Origin of the sequence: Bacillus sp. FSL R5-0603 (assembly GCF_038050295.1) — a bacterium.
GTDB lineage: Bacteria > Bacillota > Bacilli > Bacillales > Bacillaceae > Bacillus > Bacillus subtilis.
In genome coordinates this window covers 372,461-386,540 of the sequence record NZ_JBBOYP010000001.1, presented here as the reverse complement: position 1 = coordinate 386,540, position 14,080 = coordinate 372,461, and the positions used below count along the sequence as shown (strand labels likewise).

Here is a 14,080-nt window from a genome sequence, read left to right as displayed (position 1 = left end):
TTCTTTTATGAATGTACAGCCTGATTGCGCAGGACGTCTTTTTTCACCTTGCCAAGGTTGTTTTTCGGCAGTTCGTTAACAAATTCAACTTCAGGTATTTTGTAAGCGGACAGGCGTTCTTTACAAAATGCAATGACATCCTCTTCCGTGATGCGCTGGCCGCCATTTTTCACGATAAAAGCTTTCGGTTTTTCACCGTAAAGCTGGTCTGGAATACCGACCACAGCCGTTTCAAGGATTCCCGGGATCTGCTGGATAACTTCTTCAACCTGATCAGGATAGACGTTATCGCCTCCGTAAATAATGACATCCTTGTAGCGTCCCGTGATGAAAATAAAGCCATCTTCATCTACATATCCTGAATCTCCGGTTCTAAACCATCCGTTTTGCAGCACTTTCGCTGTTGCTTCAGGGTTGTCTTCATAGCCTTTAAATAAGAATGGAGTATGAACAACGATTTCGCCGATTTCTCCTTGAGGAAGTTCTTCTCCGGTCAGAGGATCTTCCACTTTGACTTTAACGCCTTCCACAGGTTTCCCCGCAGATGCCGCTTTATCCATTCCCATCTCAGGCAGCCATGTGCTGATGCCCCAAGCCTCAGTGCTTCCATAGCCGTGCGCGAGCGGAATTCCGATATCAAGATAGCGGCGGATCAGGCTGCTCGGCACTTTTGTTCCGCCTGTCATTAAAATCACAAGCGAAGATAAGTCGGTTTGATGCGTTTCCCACGCTTCAAGCAAATACGTGTAAAATACAGGAAGAGCCATCACAGTTTGAATTTTTTCTTCTTCAATGACCTTCAGCATGTGAACAGGATCTTGATCCTTTGTAAACACAAAGGTTGTTTCTGCAAACGTTCCAAGCATGATGCAAATGAGCGCACTCGTATGATAAATCGGATGGCACGCGAGAAAACGAAGGCCCTTCATGCGTGCTATTGAGCTGTTGGATTTTTTAACGTATCTGTATATGCCGCCATGTGTAATCATGCATCTTTTCGGGTTTCCCGTTGTTCCAGATGTAAACATCAGAAGTGCTGTATCATCAGGGGAAACCATTTCCGTCTCTGGCAAATGATCAGGACCTGCAAACAGCGCTTCAAATTCAGCAGATGTTTCGTAAGCTGTTCCTGTTTCCATTGTTACACACAGTGAGGACAATTCAGGAAGAACTTCATTCAGTGTCTCTTTAAACTCCGCTCCGTAAAACATCGCTTTCGGTTCACTTGCTTTTAAAATGCCTGTCATTTCATATGGTTTCAGCTGCCAGCTGACAGGTACGACAACAGCACCTATTTCAAGTGCGGCGAACATAACAGTCGATGCGGGATGGCCGTTTTTGCAAAGCAATGCAACACGGTCGCCCTTTTGAATTCCTTTTTGAAGCATGGCATTCGCCAGCTGATTAATCCGTTTACGGTAACCTTTATATGTCAGTGTATGGTCTCCGCTTTTTACAGCCTCTATTTCTTCGCTATTCGGCATGTCATGCAGAATCAGATGCTGTAATGTTTCCATATCGTCATCTCCTATATTCTCTTGAATCTTCAATAATTTGTTAGATTTTCTTCCTTACCTCACCCATTTTAACCCAAAAAAGATAACTTGTAAAACTATTTCATTTTGGAATTATTCCAATACTGAATGATAAAATAGTCCCACATTTTCTTATTTTGTTCCCCATCCACAGAAAAACACACGCCAAATTTTTGACGTGTGCCATGCAGGTTTACAGTATGTTTTTTTCTTTCATCCAAGTGAAAAATATGCGATTTAACCGCTGATACAATTCTTGTTCTCCTTCTTCCTGAAACCCCGCCATGCTTTCTCCGCTCTCGATAATTGCCGAGCTGATCGCGCTTAAAATCTCCGAGCCTTCAGCAGATAATGAGCTAGGCGCCATCATGACGAGGATGCGTGTCATTCTGAGGGTATTTCCGTCCATGCCATCCACTTCATAAGAGGTGCTGAGATCAAACATTTTGAAAAAAGGCAGGACGATTTCATCATTTTTGAGATGATAGAGCGCCATGTTTGTTCCGGGGATTCCCAATCCCCCTTGTTTCTCCCGCTCAGCCAGGCAAACCGCGGCTTTTTCCGGATCACGGATCAAGCCATCCTTCTTCAGCTGTTGAAAAAGCTCTAACAGAAGCATGCTATGGTCCGGGTTTGTTTTGAGTTGAGCTAGCGTAAAATGGCGCAGAACATCTTGGATAACTTCCATATACCGCTCTATGCTTTCCGCCGCCTCTAGCATGTCAGGTACATCAGCTTGCTGCGCCTCTTCCTTCGGGCTTCTTTTTTTGTTAAGAATAAGGGGAATCTTCCGCTTGATATACTGCTTGACCTGGTTTGCGTCTTCCTCATTTAATAGCGGGCTGACCATGATGTAATCAATGTTTTCATAAGGAATCGGTACAGTGGACACAATCATATCATAGGCTTGAACATCCTTCCCCTTTAGCTCGATCAGGGATGACATATCAAACGATTCAATTTCCGGCAGCTCTTTTTTCAGTCTGGAGGCAAGCATTTTCGAGGAGCCGATCCCGCTTGAGCAGACGACAAGCGCTTTCACTTTTGCTTCTTCTTTTTTGATTTCAAGAGCTGAGCCAAAGTGAAGAACGATAAAAGCGATTTCATCATCAGAAAAGGACATGCCCGGAAAATACTTTTCGACGCCTTCTTCGATCGCCATATAAAGCAGAAAATAATCGCGCTTGATCTGTTCCTTCATCGGATTGTATATCTCAATATTTTCTTTTATGCGGCTGACGGCCGGCTCCAAATGGGCAATCAAGCCTTCATATAAAGAGTAGTTTTTCGTCAGATCCATTCTGATTTTGTCTGAAATAAAAGCAATGAGCCGCTTTGTTTGCAGGGCTGTTTCCAACTCAATTTCCTGCGCTTTGTATTCTGTTTTGTATTTTCGATTGGCGCTTCGAAGGTGGATTGTAATATAGCCGACCTCCGCCTCTGGAATCGTCACGCCGAAGGCACGTTCAAGCTCGCCCGCGATTTCAAGAGCCGAAGTGTATTCTTTCGCATTCTTCAGTTCCTCAAGCTCATTTTGCTCCATGGTGATGGTTTCCCCAAGCTTAATTCGTTCGATCGCATACGTCAGATGGACGACGAGCGCTATATAGGAGCTGTCGGACAATGAAAAAGCGATTTTTTCTTTGAGCTGAAATAAGATGCGCTCCATTTTTAGCAGCTCACCTTTGCTGACAACCCCGAACATTTTCTCTGAAGAATCGGCTTTTCCTTTGATGTTTAATTCAACCGCTTCCAAAAACATTTGGATGTCGAGACGGTTCACAATCAAGTTGCCGACAATTTTCCGTTTCGCATTCTCCGGCCCTATGAGCTGGATGCCAAAACCTCTTTTGCGGATCAGTGTCAGTCCGAAGGGAGAAATCCACTTCTCGAGCTCATCTAAGTCATAGCTGACCGTGGCATTCGTCACCTGGAGATCATGAGCAAGCGTGTACAGTTTGACGGGCTCCTGAGACTCTAATAACGAACAAAGAATGAGCAGTTTCCGTTCGTCGGCGCTGTATTCATGCTGTTCATATGATAAATCAGTAAGCAGCTTTTGTTTATCCTCGGGACTTCCCACTGCTTTCAACCCTTTACCGGGCTGTTTATCTAACGTAAGCCCCACGGTTTCCATCAGCGGTTTAATTGATTTGAGTTCCCTGTGAATGGTTCTCGTGCTGACTTGCATCAGCTCAGCAAGCTCAGTTACGGTTATATATCTGTTTTGTAATAATAAGTGCTTTAACAGCTTTTGTTCTCTGGCAGTCATATACATAAAAAAGACCTCCTAGACAATCTTGATGTGCGGATGAAGTCGCAAGGAGATGCAGTAGAGGATATAGAGAGGTTTCCTTTTAATATAAAACGCTTTCAAGAAAGAATCAATCACTTATAAATGGTAATTTGGCACTAAGCGGTGTGACAATATTGAAAAAGCATCAGCTGGTAAGCTGATGCTTTTTATGGAATATCGTAACCCTGTACGGCTGTAAAAATGCGGAACCATTGATCTTGGTCAAGCTTGTATGACAACGCATTTATCGCGGCGGAAATCCGCTCGCGCTTTCCGCTTCCGACAATCGGCATGATGCCGGCCGGATGCGTGAACAGCCATGCGTACATGACCTCGCCCAATGAAGCGGCGCCGATTTCCCCTTGGACGGATTCAAGCGCCGTGCGGACACGCCGGTCTTTATCCGTGTTTCCAGTGAATACTTTGCCGCCTGCCAGAGGCGACCAAGCCATCGGCGGAATCCGTTTTTCCTGGCACAGGTTCAAAGTGCCGTCGAGCATATTTTCTAATTCATATGCGGAAAGCTCAATCTGGTTCGTCACAAGCTTCTCAGGCAAATACGATTCCAGCATCCGATACTGGTGATCTTTAAAATTTGAAACGCCAAAGTACCTGACCTTGCCAGAGCATTTCAAGGCCTGAAACGCCTCTGCTACCCCTTCCGGATCCATGAGCGGGTCCGGTCTGTGAATCAACAGTACATCGATATAATCCGTCCTAAGGTTCATAAGCGATTGCTCAACGGATGCCAAAATATGCGATTTGCTTGTGTTATAATGATGCGATCTGTGAGCGGGCCGTTCAGGCGATTCAAGAACGATACCGCATTTTGTGACCAGCTCTATGTTTTCTCTTAATCCAGGCGAAAGGGCAAGGGCGTTTCCAAACAGCTTTTCGCACGTATAGCCTCCATAAATATCCGCATGATCAAAGGTCGTGATGCCGTGATCGATACACCATTCAATGAGGCTCAGAAGTTCAGCATCTGAATAGTTCCATTCATTCAGCCGCCAAAGCCCGTGTATGACTCTTGAAAATTGAAGATCCTCCGCCAATTGAATACGCTGCATGCAAAATCCCTCTTTTCTTTGTATAAACCGGGTTTTGCCCCTTACTAGTTCATTCGGCCTCAGATCCCCTTTTTCCTTTCGCTCCTTTTAAAAAGACATTTTAATTCGATTGAAATTGCTTTTTCGCTTTCTCAACGACATAGTGGCTGCCGCCGCGGTCCTGCACATTTTGGATCATCATGGCGACAAGCAGGTCTTTGTTTTTATAATCGTAGCCGACAAACCAGCCATTTTCCGTGCCGTCTTTATCATCTTTTGATGTTTTCAGCTCGGCTGTTCCTGTTTTCCCGGCCACTGTGATTCCTTTCACGACAGGCTGATACGCTGATCCGCGCTCATCTTCCACAACGCCTTTCAGACCTTTTGTAATGTCTGCCGCTCCTTCCTTGGTGACCACTTGCTTGTGCCAAACATCAGCTGTTTGTGAATCTTTTTTGATCAGCGTCGGTTTGACAAGGTCTCCATTGTCAACAAATGGCGTGTAAGCAGTTGCCAAGTGAAGCGGAGACATTTGCATTTGCCCTTGTCCGTAGCCTGTATCCGCAAGCAAAATGTCTGAATCAAGCTTATCATTTGCAATAGACGATTTCTGGATCGGGAATTCATACGGAATGTCCTCTGAAAAACCGAATGTTTTTAAGCCTTTTGTGAAGGTGTCCGCTCCCATATCAAGCGCATTCTGGGCAAAATAAATATTGTCTGACGTAATAAGGGCGTTTTCCAAATCGACTTGTTGAAGTCTCTCAGACACACGTGTCACTGAATAGCCGCCCCAGCTCGAATCTTTTTGCCACTCCTTGCCTTTGATTGTTTTCTTCTCATCGGCTTTAAGGGTGCCGTTTTTGATTCCAATAGCAGCCGCAATCGGTTTAATGGTAGAACCTGGCGCGTATGTCTTATTGAATTTCGCTGAAAACGGATTGTTTTTATCTTTGTTTAGCTTTTTCCATTCCTTATCGCTCCAGCCGAAAATAAATCCGTTTGGATCGTAGGAAGGCGCGCTGACAAGGGCGAGTGTTTCGCCTGTCTTCGGCTGCAGCGCGACTGCCGCCCCGCTGTCATCCTTCAGTTCATCATACAGCTTCGTTTGCGTTTTGATATCAATTGTGAGGTGAAGATCCTCGCCGTCCTTTGCTTTCTTTTTAGCGATGACTTCCCCGGTTTGCGGCACATAGATTTTCCAGCCAGTTGTGCCTCTTAGCTTGTCTTCATACACATTTTCAAGTCCGGCGATACCGATGTTAGACGTATCGCTGTACGTTCCTTCTTTCTTTTTCTTCAGTTCTTCCGCTGTAATGGCGCGGACATAGCCTGTCAAATGGGCTGTCTTTTCGCCATACGGATAGTAGCGGGAGCTGACATTCGTTCTTGTTACGCCTTGTAATGAGGTCGCTTCAGAAACTAATTTCTCCTGGTCAGGCTTGACCTTTTTGAGCGGCACAAACGAATCGTCTTTTACCCAGCCTTGATCCAGCTTTTTCTTGATGTCGTCTTCAGTCAAATCAAGTTTTTTGGCGAGTTCTTTTATAACTTTCTCTTTTTTATCGCCAAGCTCTCCGGGAACAATTCCAATTTCCGGAACATCTGTATTGACAGCTAAACCTTTTCCATTTTTATCGTAAATTTGGCCTCGTCTCGGTTCAATGCTCATAATTTGCACGGTTTTGTCGTCAGCCAGCTGCTTGAAAATAAACGATGGGTCCCAATCTATATTCCATGACTCCTCGTCATCTGTTTTTTCTAATTTCAGCACAGCAGTATTCTTGAAGCTGACTTTGCCGGCATTTGTGTTCATGCTGACTTTATACGGGATATGTTTCATTGTCTTGTTGTCTTGATCGTCCTTATCTACTTCTCCCGCAGTGACTTTCAAATTTTTTACGCCGGCCTGCTCATAGATGGCTTTATACCTGTTGACGAAATCTTTTTTGGAGATTTCTTTTTTGACATCTTTAGTCAGGCTTTGATACATGTCATCGAATTGCTGATCGTTCCACTGTTTCACGAATGCTTCCATGCGATCCTCTGGTGAATCTGTTTTGGAGCATCCGATTAACCCAATCAATCCGACGCATAGAAATACTAGTAGAATACACTTTTTTAACATGACTTTCCCCTGCCTTCCACTTGTTATTTTCTCTTAATTGAATTGGTGCGTGCAAGATTTTTTTGAAAATGAAGGAAAAGTTCACCGATTTTGCAGAAATCTCCTATCGTTTGCTGTAGACTATTTGAAAAGACAGAAAGAAGGGATAGCATGGTCAGAGAGGCAGCAATGCTTCACATTAAAGAAGGCCTTGAACAAGAGTTTGAGGATGCATTCCGGCAAGCGGCGCCGATTATTTCCGGCATGAAGGGCTATATCACTCACTCGTTATCAAAATGCATGGAGGAAACGCATAAATATCTGCTTCTTGTGGAATGGGAAACACTTGAGGACCATACGGAAGGCTTTCGCGGTTCTTCAGAGTATCAAGAGTGGAAAGCCTTGCTTCATCGGTTCTATACCCCGTTCCCGACGGTCGAGCATTTTCAGGATGTGTAATAGATTTATATAATATGAAGTGTAAAACCGATAAGGGAGACAGACCATACAAAAACGGCAGTATAAATATTAAAAGCGCCTGAGCCGTCGTTTTCTTTTTTGCGCTCTTCAAGCCCCTGCATAAACATGACGGCGCCAAGAAAGACGAGCATGACCGATTGGATAACAGAGGTGTGTTCCGTATAGTTAAAAGCAATAAGCGCCAGTATAATAATGATAACCGCAAAAGACATTTTAAAAATCCGAAACAAAAGGACCATCCTTCCTTATATACGAAATATTGAACGTTATGGCTATATTTGCCTACGTCCTCCATTATTCTAGCGCACTTTGTTTGTCTGTAGAACAGAAGACAGAGAATTTTAAGTTTCTTTTAATATTTCGATCACACATAAAAAACGCGCCTGTCATGAGGCGCGTTTTTTATGAAACTGATAGTTCTTTATAGCCTAGCTTGTGAACGGCTTCAGCCATCGCTTGATAGCCTTTGCAGTTCGGATGGACACCGTCAAAGGACAGATATTCCCGCTCCTTGCCTTTGAAGATACTATAGGCATCTGCGATTTTGACATGGGGTGCTGATGCAAGTGTTTCTAAATGTGAATTAAAGGATGTGATCCATTTGCCGGCGATTTCAATGCCGGGAAACGGATTGTATAAGTTGAACACTCGGATGGCGTACGGGGAAGGTTTTTCTCCTTTAATCTCGGCGATTTTGGCAATCATCTTTTCAAAATTCTCATGGCAATGGGCGGATACACGGCTGAAAATCGTTTCATCCTTAGAGGTTTGGTAGGCTAAGACCGAATCGATGAGATCGTTTCCGCACCCTGTGATCGTTATCATATCAGCATCTCGAATGCATTTTTGCACATAGGGATATGACAGAAGTCCCAAAATCTCTTCTGTATTCAGGCCTGATCTGGCAAATATGTTTATTGCCGTTCTTGTTTTCAAGTCAGCTTCCATCATGTCCCCAAAACGCTGGACGAAGCCTGGTGAAAACAGCCCGGAGCCTCTCCCTGTCGTCAAGGAATCGCCCAGAGCTGTATATCGAAGCACCATGTTCTTTCCTCCACTCTTGAACGTCGATACGTTAATGTACGCAGCAGAGAAAAGATTGGCTACTTATGTATATCCTATTTTTCTTGAAATCTGTAAAGCGGCGTCCTTCACCTTTTCTGTTAAATAGGGCAGCCTGTCTTCTGTAAATCTCGCTTCAAAGCCTGCAATGCTAATGCCGGCTGCCACCTGGCGCTTATGGTTAAAGATCGGGGCGCCGATCGCCGCCGTATAGTTTTCGAGCTCTGAATAGCTGACAGTATAGCCATTTTGCACAGAGGCATCAATCTCCTGAAGCAGTTTCTCGGGATCGGTAATCGTTCCGGAGCCAATCGAAATGAGCTCGGTTTGTTTGATGTATGCTTCGATTTCTTCACGGGGAAGAAAGGACAGAATGCTTCTGGCGCACGCTCCCGCGTATAGGGGGGAACGCCTGCCGATCGCCGTATACAGCCGCACAGTCTGTGTCCCTTCTATTTTCTCAACGTATATCGCTTCATTGCCGTCCCTCATGATCAACTGCACGGCCTCATCCACTTCCCGGCACAGCTCTTCCATCACCGGTTTCGCTATTTTTCTGATATCCAGCCTGTCAGCGACAAGCTGTCCGAATTCCAAAAACACCAATCCCAGCGAATAAGCGCCGGATGCATCCCGGCTGAGGAACCCCATTTCCTCCAAGGAGCTGACCATCCGGTGAACAGAGGTCTTAGGCATTCCTGTCAGCGCCACCAGTTCACTTAAGGTTAGGCTTGGTTTATGCAAAAACAAATTAAGCAGCGCTATAGATTTGACTACGGTTTTATTTTTATTCTGCATCATTCATCCCCTTTGCTATGTCAGCCATTCCATCTTCATTCTCGTTTTCAGTTCTTTTATATGCTGTTCCCGTTCTACCGCAAGCGCTTCTGCCTCCTGAAGGGACACAGGCTCAAACTGAACGTGCTCGCCCGGCATGATTTGGGAAACAATCGGAAGATCAGCGGATATGATGTGCGCGATCCTCGGATAGCCGCCAGTCGTCTGCCGGTCTGCAAGCAGGATAATCGGGTTGCCGTCAGGCGGCACCTGAACTGTTCCGAATGAAACCGCTTCCGACACCATCTCAAGCGGGGCCTTCAGTTCGAGCGGTTCTCCTTTGAGCCTGTAGCCCATACGGTCAGACTGCGGCGTGACACGAAATGCTTCTTCATAAAAACGCGTTTTTGATTCTTCTGTGAAAAAGGCAAATTGCTTTCCTTCCAGCACTCGAATAACGGGATTCTTCTTCAATGGCAGAAATCTGCCGCGGCTGACTGACCACTTCGGTGCTGCAAATCCCTGTTTTCCAAGCTGCGAACTTAAGCGGGAAAGGATGGTTTGCGAAAGAGCTGACATCTCTCCAATGTCCAGTTCATCTTCTTTTTGAAGCGCTCTGCCATGAAGTCCGCCGATGCTTCCTCTGACGTATGTGCTTTTACTTTCCATGACGGCAGGCACCTCAATGCCGCCGGCTGCCGCCAAATAAGCACGGCTGCCGAGTTTGCAGGGGCCAAAGCTGACTGTGCTGTTTTCCTTAATGAGCACAGGCTTCCATAAAGGCGCTTCCTCGTCATTAATACGCAGCGTGAAGTCCGCCCCTGTCACAGCAATCAGTGTCTGTTTTGAAAAATGAAACGACGGACCGGGCCCCATCATCGTTATTTCGAGACCTGCTTCATTTTCGCCGTTTCCTATCAACAGATTGGCAATGCGCAGTGAAACCGTGTCCATAGCGCCGCTGGCCAGAACGCCGTATTTTTGGTAACCCGTTCTGCCTATATCCTGAACCGTTGTGAGCAGTCCGGGCTTTAATACTTTCATGCTCAATTGGACTCCTCCTTATAGGCGTGATAGTCTTTTTCTGAGATGCGAACGAATTTCACAGTATCTCCCGCCCGCAGCAATGTCGGCGGGTTTTCCTGCGGCCGGAAAAGAGCCAGCGGCGTTTTGCCGATCAGCTGCCAGCCGCCCGGCGTTGAAATCGGATAAACGCCTGTCTGCAATCCCGCAATACCGACCGAACCTGCGGGAATCGACGGTCTTGGCGATGATTTTCTCGGAGCTGCAATGCGTTTTGACATCCCGCCTAGAAAAGGAAAACCGGGCGCGAAGCCAAGCATATACACCACATATTCACCGTTTGTATGAATGTCGATTACTTCCTCCGGTGACAGCTGATTGATCTTCGCCACCTCTTCTAAATCCGGACCGAATTCACCGCCATAGCAGACGGGAATTTCTACAATGCGGCGGTTGACCTCATAGTCTTCGGCTATTGCTACCAGCCGCTCTTCGACATCGCGCTTGACCTTCTCAAAAGGTGAGCTTATGCCTTGAGGCAAATGCTTGTACACTTCATACATATCATAAAATACGGTTAGACTTGTAAAAGCCGGGATACATTCAATGAATCCCGGAAATGGCTGTTCTTCTATATAAGCGGCCGCGGCATGGACAATGCCGTTGACCTGTTCATTGATTTCTTCTCCGAATCGGATCATCATTGCAGAATCACCAAGCTGTTCGATTTGATATTGTACAGTCATCTTTCTCACCTCTTTTAATTCTCGTTCATCAGGATGACGAGAGGCTACAGCACCGCAAGCGACTCGTCTCGAATATCTGTGATGAGCATATGCCCCGGCGCATGTGTGATGACCATTTCAGGCTTTACATTCATAGCCACGGCTTGCGGGGTCACCCCGCATGCCCAAAAAACAGGAACCTCGCCGTCACGAATGGAAACGGCATCTCCGAAATCCGGTTTCCCGAGATCGCGAATCCCGATTGCTCCCGGATTGCCGATATGGATCGGCCCTCCGTGCACAGCCGGAAAACGCGAGGTCACTTGTGCGGCACGTACAGCCAGCCGTTCAGGAACCGGCCTCATGCTGACAACCATCTGTCCGTGAAACGCCCCCGCTGGAACACAATCGATATTCGTTTTATACATTGAGACGTTTGTCCCCTCATCAATATGCCGGACAGCTATCCCATTATTGATCAGTGCCTGTTCAAAGGAGAAACTGCATCCGATCAGAAAGCCGACAAAATCGTCCTCCCAGTATGGCGTAATATCAGATACTTCTTCCGTTAAGATACCGTGCCTGTAAATACGGTATTTCGGAAAGTCCGTTCTGATATCAGCATCAGGCGCAGCCAGAGACGGCACGGGCGAACCTGCTTCAGTCACATCCAGCACGGGGCAGGGCTTTTGATTTCGCTGGCAAAACAGCAGAAAGTCAAAAGCAAGGTCCTTTTTCAAAACCACAAGATTCGCTTGGGCGTAGCCGCCGGACATGCCTGCGGTCGGCCCGTTTATTTTCCCCTCTCGTATCAGGGCGCGTACATCCTTCGGCGTCATTTTGTTTAATTGCTCCACTTATATCAGCTCCACAATTGAGGAAGTTGTGTACATAACGTGTAGATTCCCATAACTGCCATTACAATCACTACAAGCGCGCCTGTGCTTGTCAGCCAAAGCGGATGCTTATAATCACCGACAATGTTTTTCTTGTAGGCGGCAACAAGCAGCGTTCCGAGCGCAATCGGCAGAATTAAGCCGTTCAGTGAACCGACAAGGACGAGGATCTTCGCAGGCTGGCCGATTGTGACAAAAGCTAACGTAGAAACAACAATAAATCCGATAATAATACCGCGTGAGTTCTTTTCAATTTTTGGAGAAAAGGTTTTAAAAAATGAAACAGATGTATAGGCTGCTCCAATAACAGACGTAATCGCCGCAGACCACATGATCAATCCGAAAATTTTATAACCGACATTTCCAGCAGCCAGCTTGAAGACAGAAGCCGCCGGGTTGCTTTCATCGATGTGCAGGCCTTTCGATACAACGCCTAGAACCGCAAGAAAAAGAGCGATACGCATGACAGATGTAATTAAAATGCCGACAACCGAGCTCTTTGTCACCTGCGGAATGGATTCCTTTCCTTTAATTCCGGCATCAAGCAAACGGTGTCCTCCGGCAAATGTGATATAACCGCCGACGGTTCCGCCCACTAGGGTGACAATGGCAAATATGCTGATGTGTTCCGGGACGAATGTATTTGCGACTGCCTGTCCGACCGGAGGAGCTGTCGTCGCCGCAACGTAGACCGTTAAAATAATCATCACGAACCCCGCGATTTGCGTAAAACGGTCCATCGCTTTTCCTGCTTCCTTGATGACAAAAATCAAAATGGCGATAACGGCACTGATTAAAGCGCCTGTTTCAGGTGTAATGCCGAACAGCACCTGAAGTCCCAGCCCGGCCCCTCCGATATTCCCAATATTAAAAGCTAGTCCGCCAAGCACGACGAGAATGGCGATGAAATACCCCAGTCCGGGAAGCACCATATTCGCAATTTCCTGACCTCGTTTTCCAGAAACTGCGATGATGCGCCACACATTGGTTTGGGCGAAAATATCTAAAATAATAGAGATTAAGATGACAAAACCGAAGCTTGCTGCGAGTGTGTTTGTGAATGTTGCGGTTTGGGTGAGGAAACCCGGTCCGATTGCTGATGTCGCCATTAAAAAGGCGGCGCCCATCAGCAATGACCAGCTGCCCGCTTTTTTTCCTGCTGTCTTTTTCTGCTGCTCCATCTATTGTTCCTCCTTTATGTTGACCTCTGTTCTGAAATAGCTGTCACTTCAATTCCAGCCGCTTTGAGCTGTTTTCTGATTTTTTGCGCAAATGTCAGCGCATGGGCTCCATCTCCATGAATGCAGACTGTATCTGCTTTTAATGACACATCATGTCCTTGCTGGGATTTGACCGCCCCTTCTTTCACCATTTTGATGACCTGGGTGACGGCGGCATCATCACTTTCAATGAGTGCGTCCGGCTGGGAACGCGGTGTCAGCGTGCCGTCCGATTGGTATGTTCTGTCGGCGAACACTTCATTTGCAGTCTGAAGTCCGATCCGTTCTCCCGCTTTTACAAGCTCGCTCTCAGCAAGACCGAAAAGAATCAGGCCGGGATCAACCTTATAGACAGCTTTCGCGATAGCATCCGACAGTTTTTTATCGACTGCCGCCATATTGTATAAAGCGCCATGCGGCTTGACGTGCTGCATGTGAAGTCCCTCTGCTTTTAGAAAGCCAGAGAGCGCGCCAATTTGATAAACGACAAGATCATACGCTTCCTCAGGAGAAATCGCCATATTGCGGCGCCCAAAACCGAGTAAATCCGGCAAGCCCGGATGCGCGCCGATTTTTACGCCTTTTTCCGCTGCAAGCGCGACGGTTTTTCGCATAACACTAGGATCTCCTGCATGAAATCCGCATGCGATATTCGCTGATGTCACATACTCTAAAATATCTTGGTCAAGGCCTATCTTGTAGGCTCCGAAGCTTTCTCCTAAATCACAGTTTAAATCAATCTGAAACACAGAATCCCTCCTGCCAAAGCAAACGATATGCTTTATGTCATTTATTGTCCCGAAATTCGGAACGACTATTCCGAATTTTTGAACTTTATTTCATTATAAGTGAATCATATCAGTTTGTGAAATACTTTTGTCAGAAAACCTACCATGGTCCCAGAAGAAAA

13 protein-coding genes are annotated in these 14,080 nt (G+C 46.2%); 1 reads left to right on the top strand and 12 read right to left on the bottom strand.

From position 1 onward, the window contains the following. Nucleotides 1-5: 5 nt before the first annotated feature. The 4 genes from NYE56_RS01850 to pbpC all read right to left on the bottom strand — a co-directional run bounded on the left by NYE56_RS01850 (nucleotide 6) and on the right by pbpC (nucleotide 7,008). Nucleotides 6-1,517 (bottom strand): class I adenylate-forming enzyme family protein, encoded by a 1,512-nt coding sequence (locus tag NYE56_RS01850; protein ID WP_341283383.1) that lies wholly within the window; start codon nucleotides 1,515-1,517, stop codon nucleotides 6-8. 211 nt (nucleotides 1,518-1,728) lie between these two features. Then, nucleotides 1,729-3,813, bottom strand: a complete 2,085-nt coding sequence (mtlR, locus tag NYE56_RS01845) for a mannitol operon transcriptional activator MtlR (RefSeq protein ID WP_341283382.1) — start codon at nucleotides 3,811-3,813, stop codon at nucleotides 1,729-1,731. A 185-nt stretch (nucleotides 3,814-3,998) separates the two neighbouring features. Beyond that, nucleotides 3,999-4,901, bottom strand: coding sequence for an aldo/keto reductase (locus NYE56_RS01840; RefSeq protein ID WP_047182108.1), 903 nt, complete (start codon nucleotides 4,899-4,901; stop codon nucleotides 3,999-4,001). 100 nt (nucleotides 4,902-5,001) lie between these two features. Next, a complete protein-coding gene (gene pbpC, locus NYE56_RS01835; protein WP_341283381.1) occupies nucleotides 5,002-7,008 on the bottom strand; it encodes a penicillin-binding protein 3 in 2,007 nt (668 codons plus the stop codon). 150 nt (nucleotides 7,009-7,158) lie between these two features. Here pbpC and NYE56_RS01830 point away from each other — a divergent pair, with 150 nt between their 5' ends. Next, entirely contained in the window at nucleotides 7,159-7,446 is a 288-nt protein-coding gene (locus NYE56_RS01830; protein WP_003234413.1) for an antibiotic biosynthesis monooxygenase family protein, read from the top strand. A 5-nt stretch (nucleotides 7,447-7,451) separates the two neighbouring features. Here NYE56_RS01830 and NYE56_RS01825 read toward each other — a convergent pair whose 3' ends face one another. From NYE56_RS01825 to pxpA, 8 genes are all read right to left on the bottom strand, one after another. After that, on the bottom strand, nucleotides 7,452-7,697 hold the full coding sequence (locus NYE56_RS01825; protein ID WP_003240256.1) for a YczI family protein: 246 nt from the start codon (nucleotides 7,695-7,697) through the stop codon (nucleotides 7,452-7,454). 172 nt (nucleotides 7,698-7,869) lie between these two features. Next, the gene (gene lipC / locus NYE56_RS01820; protein WP_187954623.1) at nucleotides 7,870-8,511 is read right to left on the bottom strand and encodes a spore germination lipase LipC; all 642 of its coding nucleotides are present in this window, start codon (nucleotides 8,509-8,511) and stop codon (nucleotides 7,870-7,872) included. 63 nt (nucleotides 8,512-8,574) lie between these two features. After that, the gene (locus NYE56_RS01815; RefSeq protein WP_341283380.1) at nucleotides 8,575-9,327 is read right to left on the bottom strand and encodes an IclR family transcriptional regulator; all 753 of its coding nucleotides are present in this window, start codon (nucleotides 9,325-9,327) and stop codon (nucleotides 8,575-8,577) included. Nucleotides 9,328-9,342: 15 nt separating this feature from the next. Continuing rightward, the gene (pxpC, locus tag NYE56_RS01810; RefSeq protein WP_341284374.1) at nucleotides 9,343-10,350 is read right to left on the bottom strand and encodes a 5-oxoprolinase subunit PxpC; all 1,008 of its coding nucleotides are present in this window, start codon (nucleotides 10,348-10,350) and stop codon (nucleotides 9,343-9,345) included. A 2-nt stretch (nucleotides 10,351-10,352) separates the two neighbouring features. After that, on the bottom strand, nucleotides 10,353-11,075 hold the full coding sequence (gene pxpB, locus NYE56_RS01805; protein WP_341283379.1) for a 5-oxoprolinase subunit PxpB: 723 nt from the start codon (nucleotides 11,073-11,075) through the stop codon (nucleotides 10,353-10,355). Between the two features lie 44 nt (nucleotides 11,076-11,119). Beyond that, the gene (locus NYE56_RS01800) at nucleotides 11,120-11,893 is read right to left on the bottom strand and encodes a putative hydro-lyase (protein WP_341284373.1); all 774 of its coding nucleotides are present in this window, start codon (nucleotides 11,891-11,893) and stop codon (nucleotides 11,120-11,122) included. A gap of 23 nt (nucleotides 11,894-11,916) precedes the next feature. Next, the gene (locus tag NYE56_RS01795) at nucleotides 11,917-13,131 is read right to left on the bottom strand and encodes an NRAMP family divalent metal transporter (protein ID WP_003234422.1); all 1,215 of its coding nucleotides are present in this window, start codon (nucleotides 13,129-13,131) and stop codon (nucleotides 11,917-11,919) included. Nucleotides 13,132-13,145: 14 nt separating this feature from the next. Beyond that, the gene (pxpA, locus tag NYE56_RS01790; protein WP_341283378.1) at nucleotides 13,146-13,919 is read right to left on the bottom strand and encodes a 5-oxoprolinase subunit PpxA; all 774 of its coding nucleotides are present in this window, start codon (nucleotides 13,917-13,919) and stop codon (nucleotides 13,146-13,148) included. Nucleotides 13,920-14,080 lie beyond the last annotated feature (161 nt).

Coding starts and splice junctions, on each gene's coding strand:
- NYE56_RS01840 (WP_047182108.1), bottom strand. CDS start 4,901: ATGCAGCGTATTCAATTGGCGGAGGATCTTCAATTTTCAAGAGTCATA.
- lipC (WP_187954623.1), bottom strand. CDS start 8,511: ATGGTGCTTCGATATACAGCTCTGGGCGATTCCTTGACGACAGGGAGA.
- mtlR (WP_341283382.1), bottom strand. CDS start 3,813: ATGTATATGACTGCCAGAGAACAAAAGCTGTTAAAGCACTTATTATTA.
- NYE56_RS01795 (WP_003234422.1), bottom strand. CDS start 13,131: ATGGAGCAGCAGAAAAAGACAGCAGGAAAAAAAGCGGGCAGCTGGTCA.
- NYE56_RS01830 (WP_003234413.1), top strand. CDS start 7,159: ATGGTCAGAGAGGCAGCAATGCTTCACATTAAAGAAGGCCTTGAACAA.
- pxpB (WP_341283379.1), bottom strand. CDS start 11,075: ATGACTGTACAATATCAAATCGAACAGCTTGGTGATTCTGCAATGATG.
- NYE56_RS01850 (WP_341283383.1), bottom strand. CDS start 1,517: ATGGAAACATTACAGCATCTGATTCTGCATGACATGCCGAATAGCGAA.
- NYE56_RS01815 (WP_341283380.1), bottom strand. CDS start 9,327: ATGCAGAATAAAAATAAAACCGTAGTCAAATCTATAGCGCTGCTTAAT.
- NYE56_RS01800 (WP_341284373.1), bottom strand. CDS start 11,893: ATGACGCCGAAGGATGTACGCGCCCTGATACGAGAGGGGAAAATAAAC.
- pxpC (WP_341284374.1), bottom strand. CDS start 10,350: ATGAAAGTATTAAAGCCCGGACTGCTCACAACGGTTCAGGATATAGGC.
- pbpC (WP_341283381.1), bottom strand. CDS start 7,008: ATGTTAAAAAAGTGTATTCTACTAGTATTTCTATGCGTCGGATTGATT.